This window comes from Streptomyces sp. NPDC013317 (assembly GCF_055563155.1).
The window spans coordinates 217,896-242,428 of record NZ_JBVHDX010000009.1 but is presented as its reverse complement, the minus strand read 5'-3'; the positions used below and the strand labels follow the sequence as shown (position 1 = coordinate 242,428).

Genomic DNA, 24,533 nt, shown 5'->3' with positions numbered 1-24,533 from the left:
GGGCGGCCGGTCCACACCGGGCAACCACGGCACAACGAGCGGCCAGCGCACGACGGGCGGCCCGGCCGCCGCCGCGGCCGACGAGGGCCGCGGGACGGCCTGACGGCGCCCCGAGAAGCCTTACGACTTCTTGCTCTTCTCCAGGTCGGCCTTGAACAGGGCCTCGCACTGCGGGGTGTTGTCCGTGCCGATGAACATGACGATGGCGAAGCCGGCGGCGCCGTGGTTGCTGGCCTTGACCGACCAGGTCCCCTTGTTCAACGTCTTGATCGTGGAACCGGACTGCTCGGTGGCCTGGCCCTCCTTCCAGCCGCCGCCGGTGAGCGCCGTCACCGTGGCGTCGTAGGACTTCTTCGGGTCCGCCGCCTTCTCGGCGTCGGCCGTCCACGACACCATGCAGCTCTTGAGCTCGGCCGGGACCGCGTCGCCGGAGGGGTCCTCGGTGAAACCGGCGGCCGTGGCCGCGGTCCCGATCTCCTTCTCCACCGTGGCAGCGTCCGGGCTGTCGCCGCCGCCCGCCTCCGAACCGCCGGTCGTGGAGCCCGTGGTGGAGGAGGAACCGCCCTTGTTCCTGCCCGAGCCGCCGCCGTCGCTGCCGCAACCCGCCACCAGCAGCACCGCACCGGCGGCCGCGGCCACCATCATCGCCTTGCGCACAACTCTCCCCATCCTGAGCACACGTGGGCCTGTCGCCCCCGTGATCAGAGGAAGATTTTTGCACGCGCGAACGAGTGCTCGTGGCTACTCCTCCGGCGGGAAGACCGGCTCCCCGCCGTCGAGCAGAGTGATCAGGATGGCCTCCACCGGGCAGCCCTCGGCCGCTGCCAGCACCGCCTCGTTCGCGTCCGACTCCGGTGCGCGCGGGTGGGACTGACGGGCCGTGTCGAGCCGGAAGCCGTCCGGGGCGTGGTTGACGCACATGCCGGAGCCGATGCACACCCCCCGGTCGACCTCCACACGCCAGCGGTCGCCCATCAGACACCACCCGGCCCCTCGTACCCGGCCGGCAGGTGGACCATCTTGTGCTCCAGGTACTCGCCGAAGCCCTCGGGGCCGAACTCCCGCCCCAGGCCGGAGTTCTTGTAGCCGCCGAAGGGGCCCAGCATGTCGAGGCTGAAGGTGTTGACGTTGAAGGTGCCCGTGCGGACCTGGCGGGCGAAGTCGATGCCGTGCTCGACGTCCCCGGTCCAGACGCTGCCGCTGAGCCCGAAGTCCGAGTCGTTGGCGATCCGGAGGGCCTCGCTCTCGTCCGCGTACGGAAGGAGGCAGATGACCGGGCCGAAGATCTCCTCGCGGGCGATCCGCATGGAGTTGTCGACGGCTCCGAACAGGGTCGGCTCGACGTACCAGCCCCGGTCGAGCCCGGCGGGCCGGCCGCCGCCGCTGAGGACCTTGGCGCCCTCGTCCTGTCCGATCCGGATGTAGTCGAGGGAGCGCTGCCGCTGCCGCTGGGCGACGAGCGGGCCGACCTGCGTGGCCGGGTCGAGCGGATCGCCGACCACCAGCGCGCCCGCGGCGGCGGCGAACGCCTCGGCGATCTCGTCGTACCGGCTGCGCGGGGCGAGGATGCGGGTCTGGGCGACGCACGCCTGGCCGTTGTTCATCCAGGCCGCGGGGACGATTCCCGCGACGGCGGTGGCCACGTCGGCGTCGGGCAGGACGACGGCGGCCGACTTGCCGCCGAGTTCGAGGGTGACGCGGGTGAGGTTGCGGGAGGCGACCTCCATCACGCGCTTTCCGGCCGCCACGGATCCGGTGAACGAGACCTTGTCGACGCCCGGGTGCCCGACCAGGTACTCGCTGACCTCGCGGTCGGCGGGCAGGATGGACAGGACGCCTTCGGGGAGCCCGGCCTCCGTCGCGATCTCGGCGAGGATGTACGAGTCGAGCGGGGACTCGGGCGACGGCTTGAGGACCACCGTGCAGCCGGCGAGGAGCGCGGGTCCGAGCTTGGCGGCGGCGGTGAACTGCGGGACGTTCCATGGCACGACCGCAGCGACGACCCCGACCGGCTCACGCCGCACCAGGATCGGCCCGAGCACCCCGGCGCGCCTGCTCTCGTACGGGAAGTCGCGGGCGATGGTGATGGCCGCGTCCCAGACCATCATGGCGCCGAGCGCCTGGGCGAGGACGCTCCAGGAGTACGGGGAGCCGTTCTGGGAGCTGATCGAGCGGGCGATCTCCTCGTGGCGCACGGCGATGGCGTCCTTGATCCGGCCGACGACCGCGATCCGCTCCTCGACCGTCATCCGCGGCCAGGGCCCGTGGTCGAAGGCCTCACGCGCGGCGGCGACGGCCCGGTCGACATCGGCCCGGGAAGCGTGCGGCACACGGCCGATGACCTCCTCGGTGTGCGGCGAGATCACCTCGATGACGTCACCGCCGGCCGGGTCGGTCAACTCCCCGCCGATGTACAGCTTTCCGTGCTCCACAAGCTCGGTCATGGCCGACTGCCTCCCGGAACCCGCACTGTTTCTGACTGTGTATCAGAACTGATATCAGTTCTAGTTATAGTGGGCAATGGTCGAGCAAGCGCCTAGCCGTCGCGGAGAGATGAGGGCCCATGAGCCAGGTGACCGAGCACGGCGGAGGGGTCTGGGCGCTTCGGGTGCCGATTCCGGACAACCCCCTCGGGCACACCCTCGTCCACGTCCTCGACACCGACCGCGGGCCCGTGCTGGTCGACACCGGCTGGGACGATCCGGCGTCCTGGAACGAACTGTCCGACGGGCTGGCCGTGTTGGGGACCTCCGTACGGGAGGTGCACGGGGTCGTCATCACCCATCACCACCCCGACCACCACGGGCTCTCGGGCCAGGTCCGCGAGGCGTCCGGCGCGTGGATCGCGATGCACGCCGCCGACACCGCCGTCGTCCGCCGCACCCGCGAGTCCGAACCCGGCACCTGGCTCGACTACCTCGCCCGCAAGCTGGCCGCCGTCGGCGCCCCCGAGGAGCACACCGCCCCGCTCCGCGCCGCCCGCGCCTCCGGCCGCCGGGCGAGCACCCTTCCCGGCCTGCGTTCGGCCCTGCCCGACCGCGAGATCGTCCCCGGCGAGCTGCTCGACCTCGCGGGCCGCCGACTGCGCGCGATCTGGACGCCCGGCCACACCCCCGGCCATGTCTGCCTCCACCTGGAGGAGGAGCACCCCGCCGGACTCCCCGGCCACGGCCGGCTCTTCTCCGGCGACCATCTGCTCCCCGGGATCACCCCGCACATCGGCCTCTACGAGGACCCCGACGACGCGACGGCCACCGACCCCCTGGGCGACTACCTGGACTCGCTGGAGCGGATCGGGCGGCTCGGCGTCGCCGAGGTGCTCCCCGCCCACCAGTACGCCTTCGCCGACGCCGCCGGCCGGGTACGGGAGCTGCTCGACCACCACGAGGAGCGGCTGACCGGCCTCCTGCGTCTCCTCGCGACCCCGCTCACCCCCTGGCAGCTCGCCGAGCGCATGGAGTGGAACCGCCCCTGGGAGCAGATCCCCTACGGGTCCCGGACCATCGCGGTCAGCGAGGCGGAGGCGCACCTGCGCCGCCTCGTGAAGCTGGGCCGCGCGGAGGCCGCACCGGGCACCGACCCCGTGGCGTACGTGGCGGTCTGACGCCCCCGGCGCCGCTCCGGGCCGCCGCGGGGTGCGCTCCGGGGACGCCTTCGCGCCGTCCCGGCCTCGGGGCCGGGAGGCGGTGCCACTCCTCCGCGATGCCCCGGGCCCTCGGTCCGGGCGGCGGTGTGAGGCGCCTCGCACCCGCCGGTCGGGCCGTGTACGGGCCGGTAGAGTGAGCGAGTCGTCCTCACACCCGTACGGGGGGAAGCCGGTGCGAATCCGGCGCTGACCCGCAACCGTGACCGCCCGCGCCCGTCGTGGACGGAAGTCGGAATGCCCCGCCCGGGACGTGACCGCCGGCACCGTCGAGGAATACGGAGCCGAGCCTGGTGCCTCAAGCGTGCCGGTGCCCGGCCGCAGGAGAGGCCACAGCTCGCATGATCACCGTCCGTCGCGGCGCCGCCGCTTTCGCCGCCGCAGCGGTGCTCTGCACCGGCGTAGCCCCCGTCGCATCCGCCGCCCCCTCGCCGTCGGCGACCCCCGCGCCCGTGATCCCCGCCGGGCTGTACGGCACGAAGGACCCGACGTACGACGGTGTGTGGCGCCAGTCGCTCGCCTTCATCGCCCAGACCACCAGCGGTGTGCAGCCCGCCGACGAGGCCGTGTCCTGGCTGCTGAAGCAGCAGTGCGCCACCGGCGCGTTCGCGTCGTACCGGCCGGACCCGGCCAAGGCGTGCGACGCGTCGACCATGCTGGACACCAACGCCACCGCCGTCGCCGTGCAGGCGCTCACCGGTGCCAAGCGCCAGAGCACCGACCCCGAGCCCCTGGCCAAGGCGGCCGAGGCCGGCGCGGCCTGGCTGAAGGGCGTACAGAACAAGGACGGCGGCTGGGGGTACAACCCCGGCGGCCCCAGCGACGCCAACTCCACCTCCATCGTCATCAGCGCGCTGACCGCGCTCGGCGAGAAGCCCGGCCAGGTGAAGTCCACCGAGGGCATGACCCCGTACGACGCCCTGCTCGGACTCGCCCTTCCCTGCTCGGACAAGGAGGGGGCGGGCGCCTTCGCCTACCAGCCCGACAAGGACGGCAAGCTCCTCGCGAACGCCGACGCCACCGCCGCCGCGACGCTCGCCGGGCTCGGCAAGGGCATCACCGCGCGGGGCGTGGAGCCCCAGCAGAGCCCGGTCTGCACGGACCTGGCCACGCCGACGATGGACCGGGCCGCGCTCAACGGCGCCTCCTACCTGGCCGCCGCGCTGGCGAAGAACGGACACCTGAACACCCCGCCCATGCCCGGCGCCGCCGACCCGACCGAGCAGCCCGACCACGGCAACACCGCCGACGCCGTCGTGGCGCTCGCCGCGACCGGCGCCACGAAGGAGGCGACCGGCGCGCTGACCTGGCTCAAGGCGAACTCCGCCGCCTGGGCGAAGGAGAACGGCCCCGCCGCGTACGCGCAGCTGGTCCTCGCCGCGAAGGCGATGCACGTCGACCCGCGTGCCTTCGGCTCGACCGACCTCCTGAAGGAGCTGGCCGCCACCGGGCCCGCGCCGAAGCCGTCGCCGTCCGCCGCGCCCGAGGCGAGCGACGACGACTCCGGCTCGTTCGACGTGTGGTGGATCATCGGCATCGGCATGGTCGTCGGTGTCGGCATCGGCTTCCTGGTGAGCGGGCGCAAGAAGTGAGGGCCGGGCTGCTCGGCGCCGCGGCCGGCGCCGTCCTGATCCTGGCCGCCGCCGCTCCCGCCGAGGCCGTCGGCTACCGCTACTGGTCGTCGTGGGAGAGCGACGGCGGCGGCACCTGGGAGTACGCGACGCAGGGCCCGGCCACCGCCCGCCCGTCCGACGGCGACGCCGTCGGCTTCCGCTTCGCGGTCAGCAAGGACAGCGGCGACGCCGCCAAGCCCACCGCGGCCCCCGACTTCGCGGGCGTCTGCGGCGGTACGGAGGCGAAGGCCGGCACGAAGCGGGTGGCGGTCGTCGTGGACTTCGGCACCCCGCAGGACGCCCCGCAGGGAGAGGCTCCGCCCCGGCCGCAGGTGAAGACCGGCTGCGCCCAGGTCCGCGCGGACGCGACGAGCGCGGACGCGCTGGCCGCGGTGGCGAAGCCGCTGCGGTACGACAGCGCGGCACTGCTGTGCGGAATCGCCGGCTACCCGGCGAAGGGCTGCGGCGAGCAGGTCGCGGAGACCGGGTCCCCGGCCGACGAGAACAGCCCCGGGGGCGACCCCACCGCGACGGCCGCCCAGGCGCCGGAGGGCAAGGGCGACGGCGGACCCGCCGTCGGGATCGTGGTGGGCGGAGCCGCGGTGCTCGTGCTCGGGGGTGCCGCGGTCTGGAAGGCCCGCCGACGCGCATGATCCGTGCCCCCGAGGCGAGCCGCTCCAACGCCCTGCACGCGGGCGCCTGGTGGCTCTGGGCGCTCGGCCTCGCCGTCGCCGCCTCCCGTACCACAAACCCGCTGCTCCTCGGCCTGATCGTCGCGGTCGCGGGCTATGTCGTCGCGGCCCGCCGCACGGACGCCCCCTGGGCCCGCTCGTACGGGGCGTTCGTGAAGCTGGGTCTCTTCGTGGTGGCGCTCCGGGTGGTGTTCTCGGTGGTGCTGGGTTCGGCGATCCCGGGCACGTACGAGCTGTTCACGCTTCCCGAGGTGCCGGTTCCCGACTGGGCGCGGGGGGTGCGGATCGGGGGCCGGGTGACGGCGGAGCAGGTGGTCTTCGCCGTGTACGACGGCGCCAAGCTGGCGACCCTGCTGATCTGCGTGGGCGCGGCGAACGCGCTCGCCAATCCGGCGCGGCTGCTCAAGTCGCTGCCGGGCGCGCTGTACGAGGTGGGGGTCGCCGTCGTCGTGGCGATGACCTTCGCGCCGAACATGGTGGCCGACGTGATGCGGCTGCGGACCGCCCGGCGGCTTCGGGGTCGACCGACGGGCGGGGTGCGGGCCGTGCTCCAGATCGGGCTGCCGGTGCTCGAGGGCGCGCTGGAGCGGTCGATCGCCGTGGCGGCCTCCATGGACGCGCGCGGATACGGACGTACGGCGCAGGTGGAGCCGGCCGTGCGGCGGACGACGAACGTGCTGACGCTGGGCGGACTGCTCGGGGTGTGCGCGGGCTCGTACGGCCTGCTGGCCGCCGAGGGCGCGGGGTACGGGCTGCCGCTGCTCGTCGCGGGGCTGTGCGCGGCGCTGGCCGGGCTCCGGCTGGGCGGCCGCCGCGCGGCCCGCACCCGGTACCGGCCCGACACCTGGGGGGTGCGGGCCTGGCTGGTCGCCGGCTCGGGCATCGCGGTGGCGGCGCTGATGATCTGGGCGAACGCGTACGCCTACGAGGCGCTGCACCCCGGTGTCGTGCCCCTGGTCGCGCCGGAGCTTCCGGTGTGGCCCGCGCTGTCGATCCTGGTGGGCCTGGTACCCGCGTTCGTGGCGCCGGTTCCCGCCTCTGTTCCTGCTCCCACACCCGCACCCGCACCCGTCCTCTCCGCCTCCGCTTCCGCTTCCAGGGAGACTTCGTGATCCGCTTCGAGAACGTCTCGGTGACGTACGGCGCGGGCGAGCCGACGCTGCGGGACCTGGACCTGACGGTTCCGCAGGGCGAACTGGTCCTGCTGGTGGGCCCGTCGGGCGTGGGCAAGTCGACCCTGCTCGGCGCGGTCTCGGGGCTCGTCCCGCACTTCACGGGCGGCACGCTGAAGGGCCGGGTGACGGTGGCGGGCCGGGACACCCGTACGCACATGCCGCGCGAGCTGGCGGACGTGGTGGGCACGGTGGGGCAGGACCCGCTGGCGCACTTCGTCACGGACACCGTCGAGGACGAACTGGCGTACGGGATGGAGTCGCTGGGCCTGGCTCCGGCGGTGATGCGGCGGCGGGTCGAGGAGACCCTGGACCTGCTCGGTCTCGCGGAGCTGCGCGACCGGCCGATCGCGACGCTCTCTGGCGGGCAGCAGCAGCGGGTGGCGATCGGTTCGGTGCTGACGCCGCACCCCGAGGTCCTCGTTCTCGACGAGCCGACGTCCGCACTGGACCCGGCGGCGGCGGAGGACGTCCTCGCGGTGCTGCAGCGCCTGGTCCACGACCTCGGCACGACGGTCCTGATGGCGGAGCACCGCCTGGAGCGGGTGGTGCAGTACGCGGACCAGGTGCTGCTGCTGCCGGACGGGGTCATGGGCCCGCCGGCCGAGATCATGTCGGTCTCCCCGGTCCACCCCCCGGTGGTGGCGCTCGGCCGCCTGGCGGGCTGGAGCCCGCTCCCGTTGACGGTCCGGGACGCCCGCCGTGCGGCGGGGCCGGTCCGGGACCGTCTGGAGGCACGGGTCCCGACCACCCAGGGGCTCCGCCCCTCACCTCCCGTCCCCCACACGCCGGAAGCACCGAAGCCGACCGAGGCGCGGGACACGCCGAAGGCGCCGGACACCGCGCACGAGCCGGACACCGCGCACGTGCCGGACACGCCGAAGGCACCTCAGACCCCCGCCCGACGCGCCCCGGGGAAGGGTCGGGCGATCTCCCTCTTCCGGCGCCGCCCCCGGCCCTCCGTGCCCGCCCCCGAAGCCGACCGTCTCGTCGACGTCCGCTCCCTCGGTGTCCGCCGCGGCCGGGTGGAGGCGCTGCGGCGGGTGGACCTCCAGGTCACCGCGGGCGAGACCGTGGCGCTCATGGGACGCAACGGCGCCGGCAAGTCCACGCTGCTCAACGCGCTCGTCGGCATCGTCCCGCCCACCTCGGGCACCGCCCTCGTCGCGGGCCGCGCGCCGCACCACACCGACCCCCGCGAGATGATCCGCCACGTCGGTCTCGTGCCGCAGGAGCCCCGCGACCTGCTGTACGCGGACACCGTCGGCGCCGAGTGCTCGGCCGCCGACGCCGACACGGGCTCGGCCCCCGGGACCTGCCGGGCGCTGGTGTCCGAGCTGCTGCCCGGTGTGGCGGACGACACCCACCCCCGTGACCTGTCCGAGGGCCAGCGCCTGGCGCTCGCGCTGGCGGTCGTCCTGACCGGCCGGCCCCCGCTCCTGCTCCTCGACGAGCCGACCCGCGGTCTCGACTACGCGGCCAAGGCCCGACTCGTCGCCCGTCTGCGCGAGCTCGCCGGTGCGGGCCACGCCATCGTGCTCGCCACCCACGACGTGGAGCTGGCCGCCGAGCTGGCGCACCGGGTGGTGATCCTCGCGGGCGGCGAGGTCGTCGCGGACGGCCCGACGGCCGAGGTCGTCGTCTCCTCCCCCGCCTTCTCCCCGCAGGTGGCCAAGATCCTCGCCCCGCAGCCCTGGCTCACGGTCGAGCAGGTGAGGGAGGCGTGGTGAGCAGAGGACCCGTACGGCTCGGACCCCGCTCGATCGCGGCGCTCGTCCTGGTCTCCCTCGTCGGAGCGATGGCCGTCGCCTGGCCGCTCTTCGCGGACCGTGGCGCCGCCGTCACGAATCACGCGGCCGACGCCCCGTGGTTCTTCGCCGCTCTGCTTCCGCTGCTGATCGCGGTCGTGGTCGCGACGATCGCCGACTGCGGGATGGACGCGAAGGCGGTGGCGATGCTGGGCGTGCTCGCCGCCGTGGGGGCGGCGCTGCGTCCGCTCGGGGCGGGGACGGCGGGCCTGGAGCCGATGTTCTTCCTGATGGTGCTGAGCGGCCGGGTTCTCGGGCCGGGGTTCGGTTTCGTCCTCGGTGCGGTGACGATGTTCGCCTCCGCCCTGCTCACGGGCGGTGTCGGCCCCTGGATGCCGGTGCAGATGCTCGCCATGGGCTGGTTCACGATGGGCGCGGGGCTGCTGCCGGGCCCTGTCCGGCTGCGCGGCCGGGGTGAGCTGCTGATGCTGTCGGCGTACGGGTTCGCGGCGGCGTTCGCGTACGGCACCGTCACCAATCTCTACGGCTGGGTCACGGTGGGCGGCCTGGGCTCCGGGATCTCGTTCCAGCCCGGGGAGCCCGCGCACGAGAACCTGGTCCGCTTCCTCGCGTACGTCATCGCCACCTCCGTCGGCTGGGACCTCGGCCGGGCGACCCTCACCGTCGTGCTCACGATGACCGTCGGCGCCACGCTCCTGAAGGCGCTGCGGCGGGCCACCCGGCGGGCGAACTTCGAGACCCAGGTCACATTCGAGGGGCCTGAAGTGCCGCTCCGGGGTGAGGCGCCCCACAGGACCTAGGTCACGTACGACGTGGAATAGGAGAGGGTCCAGACCCTCCCAAATCCCCCCATATACCGCCCCGACCTGCGATAACACCCGCGTACCCGCCCCCGGCCCTTCGGCGCGGGTCCGACTCCGCTTCGTACCGGGGGGCCTTGCGACGGCCTCCCCCGGCTGCTTGTCTGGTGGACGTCGCCAGGCAGGCAGCGTTTAGCGCAGCGCCTCGGACAGGCCGATTCCCCTCAGGATCCGGGTTCCCCGGGCTCTGGTTCCGGCTTGCCGAAAACGCCCGGCGGGCCCATGTCCCCGACGTTAGGTCGCGTTTTGTTCCGCTCCATCGCCACCCGTGCCAACTCCCGCAAGAAGACCCTCGCCGTCTCCGCAGCCGTGCTGCTGGGCGCCTCGGGTGCGGTCCTGGGCACGACGGCCTCGGCCTCGGCAGCTCCCAGCGACGCCAAGGCGATCGCCAAGCAGATCGTTCCGGCTTCGCAGTTCGCGTCGTTCAGCAAGATCGTGGAGCACGAGTCCGGCTGGAACCCCTCCGCCACCAACTCGTCCAGCGGCGCCTACGGCCTGGTCCAGGCCCTGCCGGCCTCGAAGATGTCCTCGGCCGGTTCCGACTGGAAGACCAACCCGGCCACCCAGATCAAGTGGGGCCTGGACTACATGAACGACCGCTACGGCAGCCCCAACGGCGCCTGGGCGTTCTGGCAGGCCAACGGCTGGTACTAAGAGTCACCCCCAGCCGCTCGCAGCCGCGCGCACACCCGCAAGGCCCCGCCCTCCGCACGGAGGGGCGGGGCCTGCGGCGTTTCGGGCGCGGCAGACCCCGCCCCGGCGGCGGCCCCGTCGGGCGCGGCGGCCCCCGCCCCCGCGTGCGAAGGCTCTCGAGCCGACCACCCCGCGCCCCCAGCCGCCCCGTACGCGCCGCGGTCGCCGCACGGGCCCTACAGCCGCTGAATGATCGTGCCGGTCGCGAGCGCGCCGCCGGCGCACATCGTGATCAGCGCGAATTCCTTGTCCGTGCGCTCCAACTCGTGCAGGGCCGTGGTGATCAGTCGCGCCCCGGTCGCGCCCACCGGGTGCCCGAGCGCGATGGCGCCGCCGTTGACGTTGACCTTGTCGAGATCCTGGTCGAAGACCTGCGCCCAGCTCAGGACGACCGAGGCGAAGGCCTCGTTGATCTCGACGACGTCGATGTCCTTCAGCGACATCCCCGCCTTGCCGAGCACGGCGCGCGTCGCGTCGACCGGCCCGTCGAGATGGAAGTGCGGGTCGGAGCCGACGAGCGCCTGGGCGACGATCCGGGCGCGGGGCCTGAGCTTGAGCGCGCGGGCCATCCGCTTGGAGGCCCACATGAGCGCGCACGCCCCGTCGGAGATCTGGGAGGAGTTCCCGGCGGTGTGGACGGCGGTCGGCATGACGGGCTTGAGCCGGGCGAGCGCCTCCATGCTGGTGTCGCGGAGCCCCTCGTCGCGGTCGACGAGCCGCCACATGCCCTGACCCGCGGCCTGCTCCTCCTCGGTGGTCGGGACCTGGACGGCGAAGGTCTCGCGCTTGAACCGCTCCTCGGACCAGGCGATCGCGGCCCGCTCCTGGGAGAGCAGACCGAGGGAGTCGACCCGTTCTCGGGTCAGGCCGCGGTGCCGGGCGATGCGCTCGGCGGCCTCGAACTGGTTGGGCAGATCGACGTTCCACTCGTCCGGCCAGGGCTTTCCGGGTCCGTGCTTGGATCCCGAGCCGAGCGGGACGCGCGACATGGCCTCGACCCCGCAGCTGATGCCGATGTCGATGACACCCGAGGCGATCATGTTGGCGACCATGTGGCTCGCCTGCTGCGAGGAGCCGCACTGGCAGTCGACGGTGGTGGCGGCGGTCTCGTAGGGAAGACCCATGGTGAGCCAGGCATTGCGCGCGGGGTTCATGGACTGCTCGCCGGCGTGGGTGACGGTGCCGCCGACGATCTGCTCGACGCAGTCGGCGTGGATGCCGGTGCGGCCGAGGAGTTCACGGTAGGTCTCGCCCAGGAGGTAGGCGGGGTGGAGATTGGCGAGCGCGCCTCCGCGCTTGCCGATGGGGGTGCGTACTGCTTCGACGATGACGGGTTCCGCGGCCATGACTCGTCCTCTCCTCGCCCGGGCGGGGTGTCCCGGCACTCCGCGACGGGGGCGGTACGGGGAACTAGTACGCGTTCTAGTTCTGAGTGAAGTCTTATGACTGCTACCGCCGGTACGCAAGGGTTGTGCACGCACCCGCGTGCACCGATCACCGGCAACAGTTCACGTCGCACGCCTTGCGACTTGTAGAACCCGTTACTACCTTGCGGACATCTTCTGATGGACCGTCAGAATTCTGCCGTCCTCAGCCGTCCCGTCAGCCGCCCAGTCAGCCGTCCCGTCAGCCAAGCCGCCGGACATGCCGCCGGCCGTGCGCCGCCAGGCACGCCGTCCGGCAGGCGTGTCCCAGACAAGGAGTGTGTAGCCGATGCCCTGCCCTCACCTCCCCGAAGGGTTCGACGCCACCGATCCCGATCTGCTCCAGAGCCGTATACCCTTCCCGGAGTTCGCTCAGCTGCGGCAGACGGCACCCGTCTGGTGGTGCCCCCAGCCGCGCGGCGTCACGGGCTTCGACGACGAGGGCTACTGGGCCGTCACCCGGCACGCCGACGTCAAGTACGTCTCCACGCACCCGGAGTTGTTCTCCTCGACCGAGAACACGGCCGTCATCCGCTTCAACGAGCACATCACCAGGGACCAGATCGAGGTCCAGAAGCTGATCATGCTCAACATGGACCCGCCGGAGCACACCCGCGTCCGCCAGATCGTCCAGCGCGGCTTCACACCCCGTGCGATCCGGTCCCTGGAGAACGCCCTGCGCGAGCGCGCCCGGAAGATCGTCGAGGAGGCGAAGCGGAACGCCGGCTCCGACGGCTCCTTCGACTTCGTCACCCAGGTCGCCGTCGAGCTGCCGCTCCAGGCGATCGCCGAACTCATCGGCGTACCGCAGGAGGACCGCGCCCGGATCTTCGACTGGTCCAACAAGATGGTCGCGTACGACGATCCCGAGTACGCCATCACCGAGGAGATCGGCGCCGAGGCCGCCATGGAGCTCATCGGCTACTCGATGAACCTGGCCGCCGAGCGCAAGGAGTGCCCGGCCAAGGACATCGTGACCCAGCTCGTCGCCGCCGAGGGCCAGGGCAACCTCTCCTCCGACGAGTTCGGCTTCTTCGTGCTGCTGCTCGCGGTGGCCGGCAACGAGACCACGCGCAACGCCATCAGCCACGGCATGCACGCCTTCCTCACCCACCCCGAGGAGTGGGAACGGTACAAGCGGGAGCGGCCGGCGACGGCCGCCGAGGAGATCGTGCGCTGGGCGACCCCGGTGGTCTCGTTCCAGCGGACCGCCACCCAGGACACCGAGATCGGCGGCCAGAAGATCCGCCGCGGCGACCGGGTCGGACTCTTCTACTCCTCCGCCAACAACGACCCCGAGGTCTTCGAGAACCCGGAGACCTTCGACATCACGCGTGACCCGAACCCGCACCTCGGATTCGGCGGCGGCGGGCCGCACTTCTGTCTCGGGAAGTCGCTCGCCATCAACGAGATCGAGTTGATCTTCAACGCGCTGGCGGACGTCCTGCCCGATCTGACCCTCGCGGGCGAACCCCGACGGCTGCGCGCGGCCTGGCTGAACGGGATCAAGGAGTTGCGGGTGCGGGTCGGCTCCTGACGAACGCTCCTGACAGACCGGTAGGCGGGGGCTCCAACCCCTACGCCCAGGCCCCCGCCTCCCGCCTCCCTACTTCCTCCGCCCGGCCCCGTCGACGGCCTTCTCCGGGCCCGGAACCGGAATCTTCCCCGCCGCGTCTGACCGACCATGCGGGGGACACACAGGATTCTGGCCATGATCGTCGCGCTGCTCGCGCTCCAGCTCGGCTCGCTGATCGCACCGGCGTACGCCTGCGGCTGCGGCGCGATGATCCCGGACCGGCACCAGCGGATCGGCGTCGACCGGGAGACCTCGGCGGTGCGCTGGGACGGCCGTACGGAACAGATCGTCATGCGGTTCACGGTGCGTGGGGACGCCCAGCGGGCGGCCTGGATCATGCCCGTACCCGGGCGGGCGGACGTGACGCTCGGCGACCCGTCGCTCTTCGACGCGCTGGAGGACCTCACCCGTCCCGCGCACCGGGACCGTTACTACTTCTGGCCGCGTGGCGACGACTGGCCCTTCGACCTCGGCTCGTCGGACGGCTCCTCGGCCGCCCTTCCCGGGAGCGCCGGCCCGGACGTCGGTGTCGTCGGGCGCGAGCGGCTCGGCCCCTTCGACGTGGCGCGGCTGACCGCCACCGACCCCGAGGCGCTGAGCGGCTGGCTGAGGACGAACGGCTTCGAACTCCCCGAGCGGCTGGCGGCCGAACTGACGCCGTACGTCGAGCAGAAGTGGGAGTACGTCGCGGTACGGCTCGCCCCCGACGCCGGCGGTACGGCGCTCCAGGGAGAGCTGACCCCGCTCCGGATCGGTTTCGCCAGCGACCGGCTCGTCTACCCGATGCGGCTCTCCCGGCTGGCCAAGACCCCGCAGTCCCTCGGCCTGTACATCCTCGCCGACCATCGCATGGAGCCGCGTGACGACATCGGCGGCGACGGGCCGGAGGTGACGTTCGCCGGACGGATCGAGGGGACGAGCCGCGACTCGCTCGCCTCGCTCACCGGCGGCGGGCCGTTCTTCCTGACCGCACTGGACCAGTCGTTCCCCGTGCCGTCACTGATCGACGGCGACCACGAACTGCGGACGGTCGCGGACACGCCGTACCGCGAGGTGATCTACACCGACCGGCTGCTCACGGTCGGGGACGGGGTCCCGGTCTGGCTCCTGTCGGTCGCCGGCGTGCTGATCGCGGCGGGCGGGACGGTCGTGGCGATCCGCGTGCGGCGCCGACGCGCTGCGGTACGTTCGGCGGCATGACCCAGGATCAATGGACCGCAGTCGACCGCTACTTCACCGAACTGCTCGCCCCTGCCGACGAGGCGCTCGCCGCCACGCTGGCCGACTCCACGGCCGCCGGGCTCCCCGAGATCGCCGTCGCGCCCAACCAGGGCAAGCTCCTGAACCTGCTCGTCTCGATGTGCGGGGCGCGCTCGGTCCTGGAGATCGGCACGCTCGGTGGCTACAGCACGATCTGGATGGCGCGCGCGCTGCCCGCCGACGGCCGGATGATCTCGCTGGAGTACAACCCGGCCCACGCGGACGTGGCGCGCGCCAACATCGCCCGCGCCGGCCTGGAGAAGGTGGTCGAGGTCCGGACGGGCGCGGCCCTGGACACCCTGCCCCAGCTGGAGACGGAGGGCGCGGGCCCGTTCGACTTCGTCTTCATCGACGCCGACAAGGTGAACAACCCGAACTACGTGGCGTGGGCGCTGAAGCTCTCCCGCCCCGGCACGGTCATCGTCGTCGACAACGTCGTGCGCGGGGGCGCGATCCTGGAGGCGGACACGGACGACCCGGCGATCACCGGCACGCGCGCGATGTTCGAACTGGTCTCACGTGAGCCCCGGTTGGACGCGACGGCGTTCCAGACGGTCGGCGTGAAGGCCTACGACGGCCTGCTGCTCGCCCGGGTCGTGGCCTGACGGACGCACGTGGTCGGGCGAGACCAGCCACTCCCGCCCGCCGCACTCGGGCCACAGAAACGCTGTATGGGCAGTCGTCACGGTTGATGCAAGCCCACGCAATCGCCTGGACCAGGGACTCCGGGAAGTGGTCAGCTACGGTCGCCGGCTTCGTGCACAGCACGCACCAGGGATGGGCGTAGAGGTAGCGTGCCGGATGTTCGGCCACCGTCGCCGGTACGCGCTCGTCCCCGGTTTCTCCCGTAGTGCGGTCGCCTCACGTTCGTGAGCGGCACAGCGGCCACCGCGGGCCGTCAGTTCGGGGCACCCGGGTACCGAGCGCGGGGGGGCGGGGGCGTCGGGGCATGGGATATCTCCAACGTGCGGCACGTACATGTCCAGAACGTCAGAGTGACAGGCAGCGCTTTGTGGACAGCGGTGCAGCGCTCACGTGGTGGACTCAGCACTAGGGCGTGTTGCGAAAGTCCCGCCTGCCCCGCGACGCCTGGCACGCACGCTCGCTGCGTTGTCGGGATCGTCCGAGTACACCCGGTACGAGGACGACCCTCCGCCTTGCGATCGCACGCACCAGACGCCGCGGGGCCCGCCCTTCGGGCGGACGGCGCTACTTTCGCAACACGCCCTAGGTCGCACGCACCGACTCGTCCGTTCCTCGCTCGATCAGGTGACAGTCTCGGCGTGCTCGGTCAGCGGAAGTCTCGAAGCCCTACGCTGCCGGCCATGGCAGAGATCACTTATGACCAGGAGTACAAGAAGGTCCACGACATCCTCAGCGGGATGAACTCGTCGCAGCCCATCCGGCCCGGCACCAGTCTTGATGAGCTGGGGGTTGATGAGCTCGCTCTCATGGAGGTTGCGGCCCGACTGGGGGACGAGTTCGGCGTAGACATCGAGGTGTCACCCGAGAGCATCCGTACGGCCGAGGAGTTGGCCCGCGCGGTGGTGAACGCCCCCGCCAACGCCTAGGCCGCGCTCCCGAACTCCGTGCTCGTCTTGAGCTGGTGGCACCCCCGGCACAGCACTTGAACGTTGCCGTCCGTGTCGGTCCCTGCCATCGAGAGGGGCGTGATGTCGTCGGCTTCTGCGTTCCCGTCCCCGGACTCGAACCGGAAACCTTCGCGGTCTCACCGCGGCGCCTCTTGCCATTGGGCCAGGCGGGCTCCGATGGGGCGAGGGACCGTTTCCCCACCCCGGGACATTCGTTCAGCAAGACATGAAGAAGATCATCACTGCCACAGCACTCGCCCTCTCGGGGCTCGCTCTCGCGGCTCCCGCCCACGCCGACAGCGACTCCAACTTTCAGGGCGGTATCGACGCCGCCAACAACTGGAACTTCACCGCCGCCGCCGTCTGCCTTCAGGAAGTCGCGGTTGTCCCCACCCTGGGCGAATGGAACACCGACCACGTCGACAACTGCTCCAACGGGAATGTCATCGACCACTCGGGAAGGTAGTCGCGCAGTCCCGGGCTGACGTGCCCAACCCGGGACTCGAACCCGGAACTCTGCGGCCGATATCCCCGAGCCGGGGCCGGTACCGAGCACCTCTCCTCTGCGGGGTCAGGTGGGGTTGGTCGTCCTCGTCGGCGGGGCCGGTCCGGGACGAGGCGGACGACGGGCAGCTTGCCGCTGGTCGTCCTCTCCGACGTGAAGCCGTACGGGGCGACGCCGGAGACGTGGCTACCAGCCCGCCGAAGCGTGTCCCTGGTGGCGGAGACGTAGGCCGACTTCATGTCGGACTCCTGCTGCGCCAGACCCGCGATGGCGGCGAGGATGCCGACCCCGACCGGGGTGGACGTGTCGAGGTACGGCTCTTCGACGCTCACCAGCCGCACGCCGTGCGGTCTCCAGCTCCTCGATGATCCGCATGGCTTCCAGCGCGCCACGGCGCGTGAGGCGGGACAGTGAGAAGACCACCACGGCGTCCACGTGCCCGCCGCGCACGGCCGCCAACATCTCCTCGAATCCGGGACGGTGGATGCTCGGGTCCCACCCCGACTTGCCCACGTCCTCGAAGTGGCCCGCGTCGCTCCACCCCTTCGACGCGATCAGCGAGGCGCACCGTTCGCGCTGCGCCACGGGCGACGCCTGCGAGTCGTCCCCTCACGCCGCTTCGACTGGCGGATGTACGAGACTGCACGTAGGTGATCAAGGCTCGGCGCAGCGCCCGGCCTGTGCTTCCTGAGAGGTGTCATGTGCCCAGTGTGGTAAAGATCAACGTACTGACCGTCCCGGCCGAGCAGCGTGAGGTGCTGGAGCAGCGGTTCGCCTCGCGGGCCGGGGCCGTGGAGGGGTCCGACGGGTTCGAGTGGTTCGAGCTGCTGCGGCCCGTCGAGGGCACCGACCAGTACCTCGTGTACACCCGCTGGCGGAGCGAGGAGGACTTCCAGAACTGGATGTCCGGTTCCATGAAGACCGCGCACGAGGGCGGCGGCGCCGGGGAGCGGCCCAAGCCGGCGGCGACCGGGTCGACGCTCTGGTCGTTCGAGGTCGTCCAGCAGGCGTCCCCGAAGTGAGCGACTCCCCTGCCCGCGGCTGGTCCTTCGTGCCCGAGGACGTCCACACCGCCGACGCCACCGCCCTGCGCCGCGACTACTACGACGACGTGGCGAGCCGCTACTGGAAGCGGCCCGCCACCGTGGCGGAGATCGACGAGGGGCTGACGAACGACGGCGTGGAGCTGCTGGCCCCGCCGACCGGCCGGTTCCTCGTGGGCCGGTACGAGGGGAAGCCGGCCGCGTGCGGCGGCGTGCTCCTCCTCGACGAGGAACGCGCCGAGCTGACCCGGGTGTTCCTGCGCCACGCCTTCCGGGGCACGGGCGGCGCCGGTGCCCTGCTCGGGAGGCTGGAGGACGCGGCGCGTGGCCTGGGCGCGCGCCGGATGGTCCTCAACACGCGCCGGGACCTGATCGAGGCCCGCAGCCTGTACACGCGCCACGGCTACCAGGACATCCCGGCGTACTGCGAGGGCCCGTACATGGACGTCTGGTACGGCAAGGACCTCCGGTCCTGATCCCTCAGGCGTGATGGTCGCGGGGCGGCTCGGGCGAGTGGGGCCGCTCCGCGTCCGAGCCGCTCAGCTCCGCCGTCAGCTCCTCCACCAGCTGGACCAGGTCCGTGGGCCGCTCCGGCCCCCACCAGTCTCCGAGCAGCTCGGCGAGCGACTCCTCCCGCGCCTTCGCCAGCCGCGTCGCGGCGGAGAGCCCCTCTTCCGTCAGGACGAGCTGCAGACCCTCCCGGCGGGCCAGCCGGCGCTCCTCGATCTGCACGGACGCCGCGGTGATGGCCCGCAGGGGTACGGGCGTGGTCTCGGCGAGCCGGGCCGGTTCCACGGTCCCGTGGCGGCGGATCCGCAGCAGCAGCCAGCTCGCGGCCGGCAGCAGATCGAGCCCGGCCTTCGCGGTGATCTTCTCGTAGACCTCCCTGCGCCCCTCCCGTGAGCCGAGCACGGACAGGGCCCGCGCGCACTCGTCGTACGAGGAGCGCTCCACCGGGTTGGAGGCGAGGGTCTGGCTGGCGTCGGGGGCGGTGACAGAGCCGCGCAGCTTGTCCTCCTTGAGGAACCAGGCGACGACGAAGGCGACGAGGACGACCGGCGCGGCGTAGAGGAAGACGTCGGTGATCGAGGTCGCGTACGCGTGCACGACGGACGGCTGCAGCTCCGTCGGAAGTTCCGAGATGGCGCGCGGGTCGGCGGCGATCTGGTCCGGTCCGGTGCCCGGTGGGAGCGACTGCCCGGCGAGGGCCGCGTCGAGTTTGGTGTTGAGCCGGTTGGTGAAGATCGTGCCGAAGATGGCGACGCCGAACGACGCCCCGATGGAGCGGAAGAAGGTGGCGCCGGAGGTGGCGACCCCGAGGTCCTGATACGAGACGGCGTTCTGCACCACCAGGACGAGGACCTGCATGACGAGACCGAGCCCGACGCCGAAGACGAAGAAGCAGGCGCTCGTCTCCCAGGTGGAGCTCGCCTCCGTCAGCTCGTTGAGGAGCAGCAGCCCGAGCGCCGTGACGCCGGTGCCCGCGATGGGGAAGACCTTCCAGCGGCCCGTGCGCGAGACGATCTGGCCGGAGACGGTCGAGGTGATGAACATGCCGAGGACCATGGGCAGCATGTGGAGGCCGGACACGGTCGGCGTGACGCCCTGGACGACCTGGAGGAAGGTCGGCAGATAGGTCAGCGCGCCGAACATCGCGAAGCCCACGACGAAGCTGATGACCGAGACGAGGGTGAAGGTCCGGATCCGGAAGAGTTTCAGCGGCAGCACGGGCTCGGCGGCGCGCCTCTCGACGTACACGAACCACGCCAGGAGTACGGCTCCGAGGACGGCGAGTCCGATGATCTGTGGGGAGCCCCAGGGCCAGGTGTTGCCGCCGAGGGAGGCGACGAGGACCAGGCAGGTGGCGACCGAGGCGATGAGGAACGTGCCGAGGTAGTCGATGGTGTGGCGGGTGGCGCGGACCGGGATGTGCAGCACGGTGGCGATCACGAAGAGGGCGACGATGCCGATGGGCAGGTTGATGTAGAAGACCCAGCGCCAGGAGAGATGTTGGGTGAACAGCCCGCCGAGCAGCGGGCCGAGGACGCTGCTCGCCCCGAAGACGGCGCCGAAGAGCCCCTGGTACCTGCCCCGTTCCCGGGGGGACACGAGGTCGCCGACGATGGCCATCGAGAGGACCATGAGACCGCCGCCGCCCAGGCCCTGGAGTGCGCGGAAGCCGATGAGCTGGGGCATGTTCTGTGCGACGCCGCAGAGGGCGGAGCCGACGAGGAAGATGACGATGGCGCCCTGGAAGAGCTTCTTGCGGCCGTACTGGTCGCCGAGCTTGCCCCACAGGGGCGTGCCCGCGGTGGACGCAAGGATGTACGCGGTGACGACCCAGGACAGGTGCTCCATGCCGCCGAGCTCGCTGACGATGGTCGGCAGGGCCGTGGCGACGATGGTCTGGTCGAGTGCGGCGAGCAGCATGCCGAGGAGCAGCGCTCCGATCGCGACCATCACACCGCGCCGGCTCTGCCCGTCCCCGGGCGCCGGGCCACCGCTGGGGTCTGCCGCGCGTACTTCCTGGGCCATGGGCATCTCCTCGGGTCCGTTCCCCACCCCATCCTGATTGGAATGTCCGGTTATGGCCTGCGGAGGCCAGGGCCGTTACCCCGGTCGCGGAGGCCGGGCCACGTGCGGGCTGCATAATCTCTGCCAGGCGAACTGGGGAGGGGCCTGACTGTGGTCGGACACGTCTGTCCTGAATGCGGTGTACACAGACCGCGCTGCGCGTGCGTCGAGGCGGAGATAGCCGCGGCGGAGGACTTCGATCCGCTGCGGATCCGTCCGTACGTGACGCTTGATGCCGTAGCGGAGGCCGGAAAGGCACCGATGGCCCCACCGGAGGCCCGAGGCGCTGGTGCCGTCGCGCTACCTGACGCCGGGCCGGGCGACGAGCCGGTCGCGGCACCGGGCGCCGGGCCGGGTGCGGGTACGGCCTCCGGGCCGGGTGCGGGCACGGGGCCCGTCGCCGAGCCGGGTGCCGGGCCGGGCGCGGTGCCGGGTCCGGGCACGGGAATGGGACCGGGGGCGGTGCCGGGCGCGGGCTTCGGGCCAGGCGCTGTGCTGGGCGCGGGCTCAGGACCGGGCATGGCATCCGGACCGGGCGCGGCATCCGGACCGGGCGCGGCATCCGGACCGGGCGTGGGTGCCGTTTCCGGACCGGTGACGGAGCCGAGTGGGGGGCCCGGCTCCGCCGAGACGATGCCCCTGTACCTGAGCGGGGTCGCGCCGGAGCCCGAGGCGTACGACATCGCGTACGAGCCCGAGTGGGGTCCGCGCGAGCCAGAGCGCCCCGCCACCCGCCGGCGCGGCGCGCTGGTGGCTCTCGCGGCGGCGGTCGCGGTCGCGGTGGTCGCCACGGCGGCGGTCGCGGGCGACCTCCTCGGCGATGGAAACGAGCCCGACGACCGGGCCGCCGCGCCGACGCTCACCGCCAGCGCCTCGGAGAACGTCGCCGTGTCGGAGGCCCCGTCCTCCTCGGCCTCCACACCTCCGCCGTCCGCCACGGCCTCCGCCACGGCCTCACGCTCCGCGTCGCCCTCGGCGTCGCCGTCACCCTCCACCCGTTCGGCGGAGGCGACCGCGACGGCCACGTCCACCGCGCCGGCCGGGCCGCCGTCGCCCTCGGCGACCCGGACCACCTCCGCGCCGACCCGCACGCCCACGGTCGCGCCGATCGCGCCCGCCCCGACCCTGCGCTACGGGGACTCCGGCCCCGAGGTCGAGGAGCTGCAGCGACGGCTCTGGGAGGTGTGGCTCTACGACGGCCCGATCGACGGCGAGTTCTCCCGACAGGTACGGCGCGCGGTCGAGCGCTACCAGTCGTACCAGGACATCGAGGAGGACGGGGAGGGCGTGTACGGGCCGGAGACGCGCCGCGCACTGGAGGCGGAGACCACGGGCTGAACCGGCGGAGTACCCGTCGGCACCACGGGCCCGCGACGAACGGGAGGAGGCCCGCACCACGGCCGCGGCGTCCGTGATCCGGGACGGATTGGCGTGGAGGCTCCTCGTTTTGTATCGTCGAGGAACAAAGTGGCCCCGCCCGCACTCCCTGACCGGCGGGCGGGACCGCTCTGTTCTCCTCCCACCCCTCTGGAGACCCTTCATGCCCGCGCTCACCACCCGCGCACTGCTCCTCGACATGGACGGCACGCTCGTCAACTCGGACGCCGTCGTCGAACGCTGCTGGCGCCGCTGGGCCGAACGTCACGGCCTGGACCCGGACGAGGCGCTCAAGGTCGTCCACGGCCGCCAGGGGTACGCGACGATGGCCGCCCTCCTCCCGGACCGGCCCATGGAGCAGAACCACGCCGACAACCGGGTGATGCTCGCGGAGGAGACCGCGGACCTCGACGGCGTCGTCCCGGTCCCGGGCGCCCCGGCCTTCATGGCCGCCCTCGTCGGCCTCCCGCACGCCCTCGTGACCTCGGCGGACGAGAAGCTCGCCCAGGCCCGGATGGGCGCGGCGGGGCTGCGGATGCCGGCGACCCGGGTGACGGCGGAGCACGTCGGCGCGAGCAAGCCCGACCCGGAGGGGTTCCTCAAGGGCGCGGCGGAGCTGGGCTTCGACCCGGCCGACTGCGTCGTCTTCGAGGACTCCGAGGCCGGTATCCACGCGGGCCGCGCGGCGGGCATGCGCGTGGTCGGCGTGGGCCCGAGGGCGGCCGCCTTCGCCCCGGACGTCCACGTCCAGGACCTCTCGACCGTACGGCTGACGCCCCTCCAGGACGGCACCCTCAGCCTGACGTTCGCCTAACAGCAGGCTCCGGCCGAGCGAACACGGGCGGACACGGGCCGGACGGCGGACCGAGAACGGGCCGACAGCGGGCTGGTCACACGCCGACAGCGCACCGAGAGCGGCCCCGACGGCGACGAACGCGGGCCGGACACGGGCCGATCTCCGACGTGGCGGAGGCCCCTTATCCCCGCGCCACCGCACCCCGCCCCACCGCACCCCGGGCCACCACGCCCCGGGCCACCAGCTCCAGCACGACCGCCACCGCCACCGCCTGCACCACCATCAGCGCCACCAGCACGAACAGCTGCACCGCCCCCGCCTCCCAGGGCGACGCGCCGCCCAGCAGCATCCCCACGAACGCGCCCGGCAGCGTGACGAGCCCCACCGTCCTCGTCTGGTCGAGCCCCGGCAGCAGCGCGTCCGACGCCGCCGTGCGCGCCACCTCGAGCCGCGCCTCCCGCTCCGGCAGCCCGATCGCGAGCCCCGCCTCCACCTCGCCCCGGCGCGTCTCCAGCTCGTCGAGCGCCCGCCTCCCGCCCAGGACCGTCGCGGTCAGCGCGCCGCCGATGAGGATGCCGGTGACCGGGATGAGCGCCACACCGCGCACCGGGACGAGTCCGGTGAGCAGCAGCGTCGCGACGACCGGTCCGACACCGGCGGCGATCGGCACCCCCGCCCACCACCGGCCGCGCCCCTCCCCCGGGACGACGCGTCTGCCCGCCGTCCACGCCGCCACTCCGTACATCACCAGCAGAAAGACCAGCAGCAGCGGCAGGTACCGCATCACCCAGCCGATCACGAGCGACACCGCGACCAGCTGGACCGCGGCGCGCCCGCCCGCGATCAGCGAGTCGCGCGGGCGTCCGAGCCGGGCGAACGCGACGACGCCCGCGGCCACGGCGAGCAGAACAGCGAGAACCACCCCAAAGGTGACGTTCACTTCCAGAAGCACACGCCAACCCTAGGGCCGAGAAACGGAAGTGTCGTTCCGTCACACCCCTTGATGTGACGTGCCCATGTCGTCACTCTGTTACCTGGCGCACCCCACACCGCAACCTCGCGCCGCCACGATGGCCGGGTCGCCGGGCACCCACCCGGGTCCCACCCGGGCAATTCACTCCATACGCACCCGGAACCCACCCGGGACGTACAGGGCGAGCGCCCGGAACGGCACGGCCAAGGTCCCCCCACTTCAAGGGAGTTCGCATGCTCGCCGCCAACGTCTACGCGCGTCGAATAGTCCGTCGCGCGACCGTTCTCGCCGCCACCGCCACCCTCTCCGTCACCGGCCTCCTCGCCACCGCGCCGACCGCCCAGGCGGCCATGCCCACGCCCGTCAGCGCGGCCACCGCCCGTACCTACCTCGCCTCCCTCACGGTGAAGGCGGAAGGTTCCTCCTCCGGCTACAGCCGTGACCTGTTCCCCCACTGGATCACCCAGTCCGGCGCCTGCAACACCCGCGAGGTCGTCCTCAAGCGCGACGGCGTGAACGTCGTCCAGGACTCCAGCTGTGCCGCCGTCAGCGGCAGCTGGTACTCCGAGTACGACGGCGCGACCTGGACCGCCGCCGCCGACCTGGACATCGATCACATGGTGCCGCTCGCCGAGGCCTGGCGCTCCGGCGCGAACTCCTGGACGACCGCCAAGCGCCAGCAGTTCGCGAACGACCTGACCCGGCCGCAGCTCATCGCCGTCACGGACAACGTCAACCAGTCCAAGGGCGACCAGGACCCCGCCGAGTGGCTGCCGTCGCGCACCTCGTACCGCTGCACGTACGTCCGCGCCTGGGTGCACACGAAGTACTACTGGGGCCTGAGCGTGGACTCCGCCGAGAAGAGCGCCCTGCAGTCCGTCCTGAACGGCTGCTGAGAACGCTTCCGTCGCGCCTCCCTCGTTCCGTACCGTACGGGCGTTCCCTGCCGAACGGGCGGGACGACGGAGGGG

General features: G+C 72.3%; 24 protein-coding genes, 1 tRNA gene, 1 pseudogene and 1 riboswitch. Of the genes and pseudogenes, 17 read left to right on the top strand and 9 right to left on the bottom strand.

Translation table 11 applies throughout. The features are described 5' to 3' along the window. Positions 1-120 precede the first annotated feature (120 nt). The 3 genes from ACZ3IJ_RS23890 to ACZ3IJ_RS23880 form a co-directional block, all read right to left on the bottom strand. Positions 121-657, bottom strand: coding sequence for a hypothetical protein (locus ACZ3IJ_RS23890; RefSeq protein ID WP_467471249.1), 537 nt, complete (start codon positions 655-657; stop codon positions 121-123). Between the two features lie 84 nt (positions 658-741). Further along, entirely contained in the window at positions 742-975 is a 234-nt protein-coding gene (locus ACZ3IJ_RS23885) for a ferredoxin (RefSeq protein ID WP_467471247.1), read from the bottom strand. Then, positions 975-2,444, bottom strand: coding sequence for an aldehyde dehydrogenase (locus ACZ3IJ_RS23880; protein WP_467471245.1), 1,470 nt, complete (start codon positions 2,442-2,444; stop codon positions 975-977). The genes ACZ3IJ_RS23885 and ACZ3IJ_RS23880 overlap by 1 nt, the downstream gene beginning before the upstream one ends. Positions 2,445-2,563: 119 nt before the next feature. Here ACZ3IJ_RS23880 and ACZ3IJ_RS23875 point away from each other — a divergent pair, with 119 nt between their 5' ends. The 7 genes from ACZ3IJ_RS23875 to ACZ3IJ_RS23845 all read left to right on the top strand — a co-directional run bounded on the left by ACZ3IJ_RS23875 (position 2,564) and on the right by ACZ3IJ_RS23845 (position 10,403). Further along, entirely contained in the window at positions 2,564-3,604 is a 1,041-nt protein-coding gene (locus ACZ3IJ_RS23875) for an MBL fold metallo-hydrolase (RefSeq protein WP_467471243.1), read from the top strand. A 205-nt stretch (positions 3,605-3,809) separates the two neighbouring features. After that, positions 3,810-3,902: riboswitch (cobalamin riboswitch) on the top strand. A gap of 82 nt (positions 3,903-3,984) precedes the next feature. After that, positions 3,985-5,235: a prenyltransferase/squalene oxidase repeat-containing protein gene (locus ACZ3IJ_RS23870; protein ID WP_467471241.1), complete on the top strand. Its 1,251-nt coding sequence runs from the start codon at positions 3,985-3,987 to the stop codon at positions 5,233-5,235. Next, positions 5,232-5,909, top strand: coding sequence for an SCO2322 family protein (locus ACZ3IJ_RS23865; RefSeq protein WP_467471238.1), 678 nt, complete (start codon positions 5,232-5,234; stop codon positions 5,907-5,909). Before ACZ3IJ_RS23870 ends, ACZ3IJ_RS23865 begins: the two co-directional genes overlap by 4 nt. Beyond that, the gene (locus ACZ3IJ_RS23860; RefSeq protein WP_467471236.1) at positions 5,906-7,060 is read left to right on the top strand and encodes an energy-coupling factor transporter transmembrane component T; all 1,155 of its coding nucleotides are present in this window, start codon (positions 5,906-5,908) and stop codon (positions 7,058-7,060) included. Before ACZ3IJ_RS23865 ends, ACZ3IJ_RS23860 begins: the two co-directional genes overlap by 4 nt. Next, positions 7,057-8,850, top strand: a complete 1,794-nt coding sequence (locus ACZ3IJ_RS23855; RefSeq protein ID WP_467471234.1) for an ABC transporter ATP-binding protein — start codon at positions 7,057-7,059, stop codon at positions 8,848-8,850. The genes ACZ3IJ_RS23860 and ACZ3IJ_RS23855 overlap by 4 nt, the downstream gene beginning before the upstream one ends. Continuing rightward, positions 8,847-9,689 carry an ECF transporter S component gene (locus ACZ3IJ_RS23850; protein ID WP_467471231.1) on the top strand — a complete coding sequence of 281 codons (843 nt, stop codon included), beginning with the start codon at positions 8,847-8,849 and terminating at the stop codon, positions 9,687-9,689. The genes ACZ3IJ_RS23855 and ACZ3IJ_RS23850 overlap by 4 nt, the downstream gene beginning before the upstream one ends. Positions 9,690-9,995: 306 nt before the next feature. Continuing rightward, on the top strand, positions 9,996-10,403 hold the full coding sequence (locus ACZ3IJ_RS23845; protein WP_352188225.1) for an aggregation-promoting factor C-terminal-like domain-containing protein: 408 nt from the start codon (positions 9,996-9,998) through the stop codon (positions 10,401-10,403). A 215-nt stretch (positions 10,404-10,618) separates the two neighbouring features. Here the strand turns inward: ACZ3IJ_RS23845 and ACZ3IJ_RS23840 are convergent, their stop codons facing one another. Further along, on the bottom strand, positions 10,619-11,788 hold the full coding sequence (locus tag ACZ3IJ_RS23840; RefSeq protein WP_391797636.1) for a steroid 3-ketoacyl-CoA thiolase: 1,170 nt from the start codon (positions 11,786-11,788) through the stop codon (positions 10,619-10,621). A 367-nt stretch (positions 11,789-12,155) separates the two neighbouring features. Between ACZ3IJ_RS23840 and ACZ3IJ_RS23835 the strand changes: the two genes are divergently transcribed. From ACZ3IJ_RS23835 to ACZ3IJ_RS23820, 4 genes are all read left to right on the top strand, one after another. Beyond that, a complete protein-coding gene (locus ACZ3IJ_RS23835) occupies positions 12,156-13,403 on the top strand; it encodes a cytochrome P450 (protein ID WP_467471228.1) in 1,248 nt (415 codons plus the stop codon). Between the two features lie 174 nt (positions 13,404-13,577). Next, positions 13,578-14,642: a DUF2330 domain-containing protein gene (locus tag ACZ3IJ_RS23830; RefSeq protein ID WP_467471226.1), complete on the top strand. Its 1,065-nt coding sequence runs from the start codon at positions 13,578-13,580 to the stop codon at positions 14,640-14,642. Beyond that, positions 14,639-15,307, top strand: a complete 669-nt coding sequence (locus ACZ3IJ_RS23825; RefSeq protein WP_467471224.1) for an O-methyltransferase — start codon at positions 14,639-14,641, stop codon at positions 15,305-15,307. Before ACZ3IJ_RS23830 ends, ACZ3IJ_RS23825 begins: the two co-directional genes overlap by 4 nt. 720 nt (positions 15,308-16,027) lie before the next feature. Then, positions 16,028-16,273, top strand: coding sequence for an acyl carrier protein (locus tag ACZ3IJ_RS23820; RefSeq protein ID WP_467471222.1), 246 nt, complete (start codon positions 16,028-16,030; stop codon positions 16,271-16,273). Here ACZ3IJ_RS23820 and ACZ3IJ_RS23815 read toward each other — a convergent pair. After that, positions 16,270-16,380: pseudogene (locus ACZ3IJ_RS23815) on the bottom strand (HNH endonuclease); the annotation flags it as partial. The gene ACZ3IJ_RS23820 and the pseudogene ACZ3IJ_RS23815 overlap by 4 nt on opposite strands. Before the next feature lie 13 nt (positions 16,381-16,393). Next, positions 16,394-16,466, bottom strand: a tRNA-Leu gene (locus ACZ3IJ_RS23810). A gap of 54 nt (positions 16,467-16,520) precedes the next feature. On the opposite strand from ACZ3IJ_RS23810, the gene ACZ3IJ_RS23805 reads away from it, so the two are divergent. Beyond that, the gene (locus tag ACZ3IJ_RS23805; RefSeq protein WP_467471220.1) at positions 16,521-16,760 is read left to right on the top strand and encodes a hypothetical protein; all 240 of its coding nucleotides are present in this window, start codon (positions 16,521-16,523) and stop codon (positions 16,758-16,760) included. Between the two features lie 225 nt (positions 16,761-16,985). Here ACZ3IJ_RS23805 and ACZ3IJ_RS23800 read toward each other — a convergent pair whose 3' ends face one another. After that, positions 16,986-17,384, bottom strand: a complete 399-nt coding sequence (locus tag ACZ3IJ_RS23800; RefSeq protein ID WP_467471218.1) for a recombinase family protein — start codon at positions 17,382-17,384, stop codon at positions 16,986-16,988. A 116-nt stretch (positions 17,385-17,500) separates the two neighbouring features. On the opposite strand from ACZ3IJ_RS23800, the gene ACZ3IJ_RS23795 reads away from it, so the two are divergent. Further along, complete coding sequence (locus tag ACZ3IJ_RS23795) at positions 17,501-17,821, top strand: antibiotic biosynthesis monooxygenase family protein (protein WP_383167408.1); 321 nt, start codon at positions 17,501-17,503, stop codon at positions 17,819-17,821. Continuing rightward, a complete protein-coding gene (locus ACZ3IJ_RS23790) occupies positions 17,818-18,318 on the top strand; it encodes a GNAT family N-acetyltransferase (RefSeq protein ID WP_467471215.1) in 501 nt (166 codons plus the stop codon). Before ACZ3IJ_RS23795 ends, ACZ3IJ_RS23790 begins: the two co-directional genes overlap by 4 nt. 4 nt (positions 18,319-18,322) lie before the next feature. On the opposite strand, the gene ACZ3IJ_RS23785 is transcribed toward ACZ3IJ_RS23790, so the two are convergent. Next, positions 18,323-20,377 (bottom strand): MDR family MFS transporter, encoded by a 2,055-nt coding sequence (locus ACZ3IJ_RS23785; RefSeq protein WP_467471213.1) that lies wholly within the window; start codon positions 20,375-20,377, stop codon positions 18,323-18,325. Positions 20,378-21,049: 672 nt separating this feature from the next. Here ACZ3IJ_RS23785 and ACZ3IJ_RS23780 point away from each other — a divergent pair. Together ACZ3IJ_RS23780 and ACZ3IJ_RS23775 are read left to right on the top strand one after the other, a co-directional pair. After that, complete coding sequence (locus tag ACZ3IJ_RS23780) at positions 21,050-21,754, top strand: peptidoglycan-binding domain-containing protein (RefSeq protein WP_467471211.1); 705 nt, start codon at positions 21,050-21,052, stop codon at positions 21,752-21,754. A gap of 202 nt (positions 21,755-21,956) precedes the next feature. Further along, positions 21,957-22,607, top strand: coding sequence for an HAD-IA family hydrolase (locus ACZ3IJ_RS23775; RefSeq protein WP_467471210.1), 651 nt, complete (start codon positions 21,957-21,959; stop codon positions 22,605-22,607). A 163-nt stretch (positions 22,608-22,770) separates the two neighbouring features. On the opposite strand, the gene ACZ3IJ_RS23770 is transcribed toward ACZ3IJ_RS23775, so the two are convergent. Further along, complete coding sequence (locus ACZ3IJ_RS23770; RefSeq protein WP_467471208.1) at positions 22,771-23,541, bottom strand: ABC transporter permease; 771 nt, start codon at positions 23,539-23,541, stop codon at positions 22,771-22,773. 254 nt (positions 23,542-23,795) lie between these two features. On the opposite strand from ACZ3IJ_RS23770, the gene ACZ3IJ_RS23765 reads away from it, so the two are divergent. Beyond that, positions 23,796-24,458: an HNH endonuclease family protein gene (locus ACZ3IJ_RS23765; protein WP_467471206.1), complete on the top strand. Its 663-nt coding sequence runs from the start codon at positions 23,796-23,798 to the stop codon at positions 24,456-24,458. Positions 24,459-24,533: the final 75 nt, after the last annotated feature.

Excerpts from the sequence above, each read along its gene's own strand:
- ACZ3IJ_RS23885 (WP_467471247.1), bottom strand. The coding sequence starts at position 975 with ATGGGCGACCGCTGGCGTGTGGAGGTCGACCGGGGGGTGTGCATCGGC.
- ACZ3IJ_RS23880 (WP_467471245.1), bottom strand. The coding sequence starts at position 2,444 with ATGACCGAGCTTGTGGAGCACGGAAAGCTGTACATCGGCGGGGAGTTG.
- ACZ3IJ_RS23875 (WP_467471243.1), top strand. The coding sequence starts at position 2,564 with ATGAGCCAGGTGACCGAGCACGGCGGAGGGGTCTGGGCGCTTCGGGTG.
- ACZ3IJ_RS23870 (WP_467471241.1), top strand. The coding sequence starts at position 3,985 with ATGATCACCGTCCGTCGCGGCGCCGCCGCTTTCGCCGCCGCAGCGGTG.
- ACZ3IJ_RS23860 (WP_467471236.1), top strand. The coding sequence starts at position 5,906 with ATGATCCGTGCCCCCGAGGCGAGCCGCTCCAACGCCCTGCACGCGGGC.
- ACZ3IJ_RS23840 (WP_391797636.1), bottom strand. The coding sequence starts at position 11,788 with ATGGCCGCGGAACCCGTCATCGTCGAAGCAGTACGCACCCCCATCGGC.
- ACZ3IJ_RS23835 (WP_467471228.1), top strand. The coding sequence starts at position 12,156 with ATGCCCTGCCCTCACCTCCCCGAAGGGTTCGACGCCACCGATCCCGAT.
- ACZ3IJ_RS23830 (WP_467471226.1), top strand. The coding sequence starts at position 13,578 with ATGATCGTCGCGCTGCTCGCGCTCCAGCTCGGCTCGCTGATCGCACCG.
- ACZ3IJ_RS23825 (WP_467471224.1), top strand. The coding sequence starts at position 14,639 with ATGACCCAGGATCAATGGACCGCAGTCGACCGCTACTTCACCGAACTG.
- ACZ3IJ_RS23820 (WP_467471222.1), top strand. The coding sequence starts at position 16,028 with ATGGCAGAGATCACTTATGACCAGGAGTACAAGAAGGTCCACGACATC.
- ACZ3IJ_RS23805 (WP_467471220.1), top strand. The coding sequence starts at position 16,521 with ATGAAGAAGATCATCACTGCCACAGCACTCGCCCTCTCGGGGCTCGCT.
- ACZ3IJ_RS23785 (WP_467471213.1), bottom strand. The coding sequence starts at position 20,377 with ATGGCCCAGGAAGTACGCGCGGCAGACCCCAGCGGTGGCCCGGCGCCC.
- ACZ3IJ_RS23780 (WP_467471211.1), top strand. The coding sequence starts at position 21,050 with ATGCCCCTGTACCTGAGCGGGGTCGCGCCGGAGCCCGAGGCGTACGAC.
- ACZ3IJ_RS23775 (WP_467471210.1), top strand. The coding sequence starts at position 21,957 with ATGCCCGCGCTCACCACCCGCGCACTGCTCCTCGACATGGACGGCACG.
- ACZ3IJ_RS23765 (WP_467471206.1), top strand. The coding sequence starts at position 23,796 with ATGCTCGCCGCCAACGTCTACGCGCGTCGAATAGTCCGTCGCGCGACC.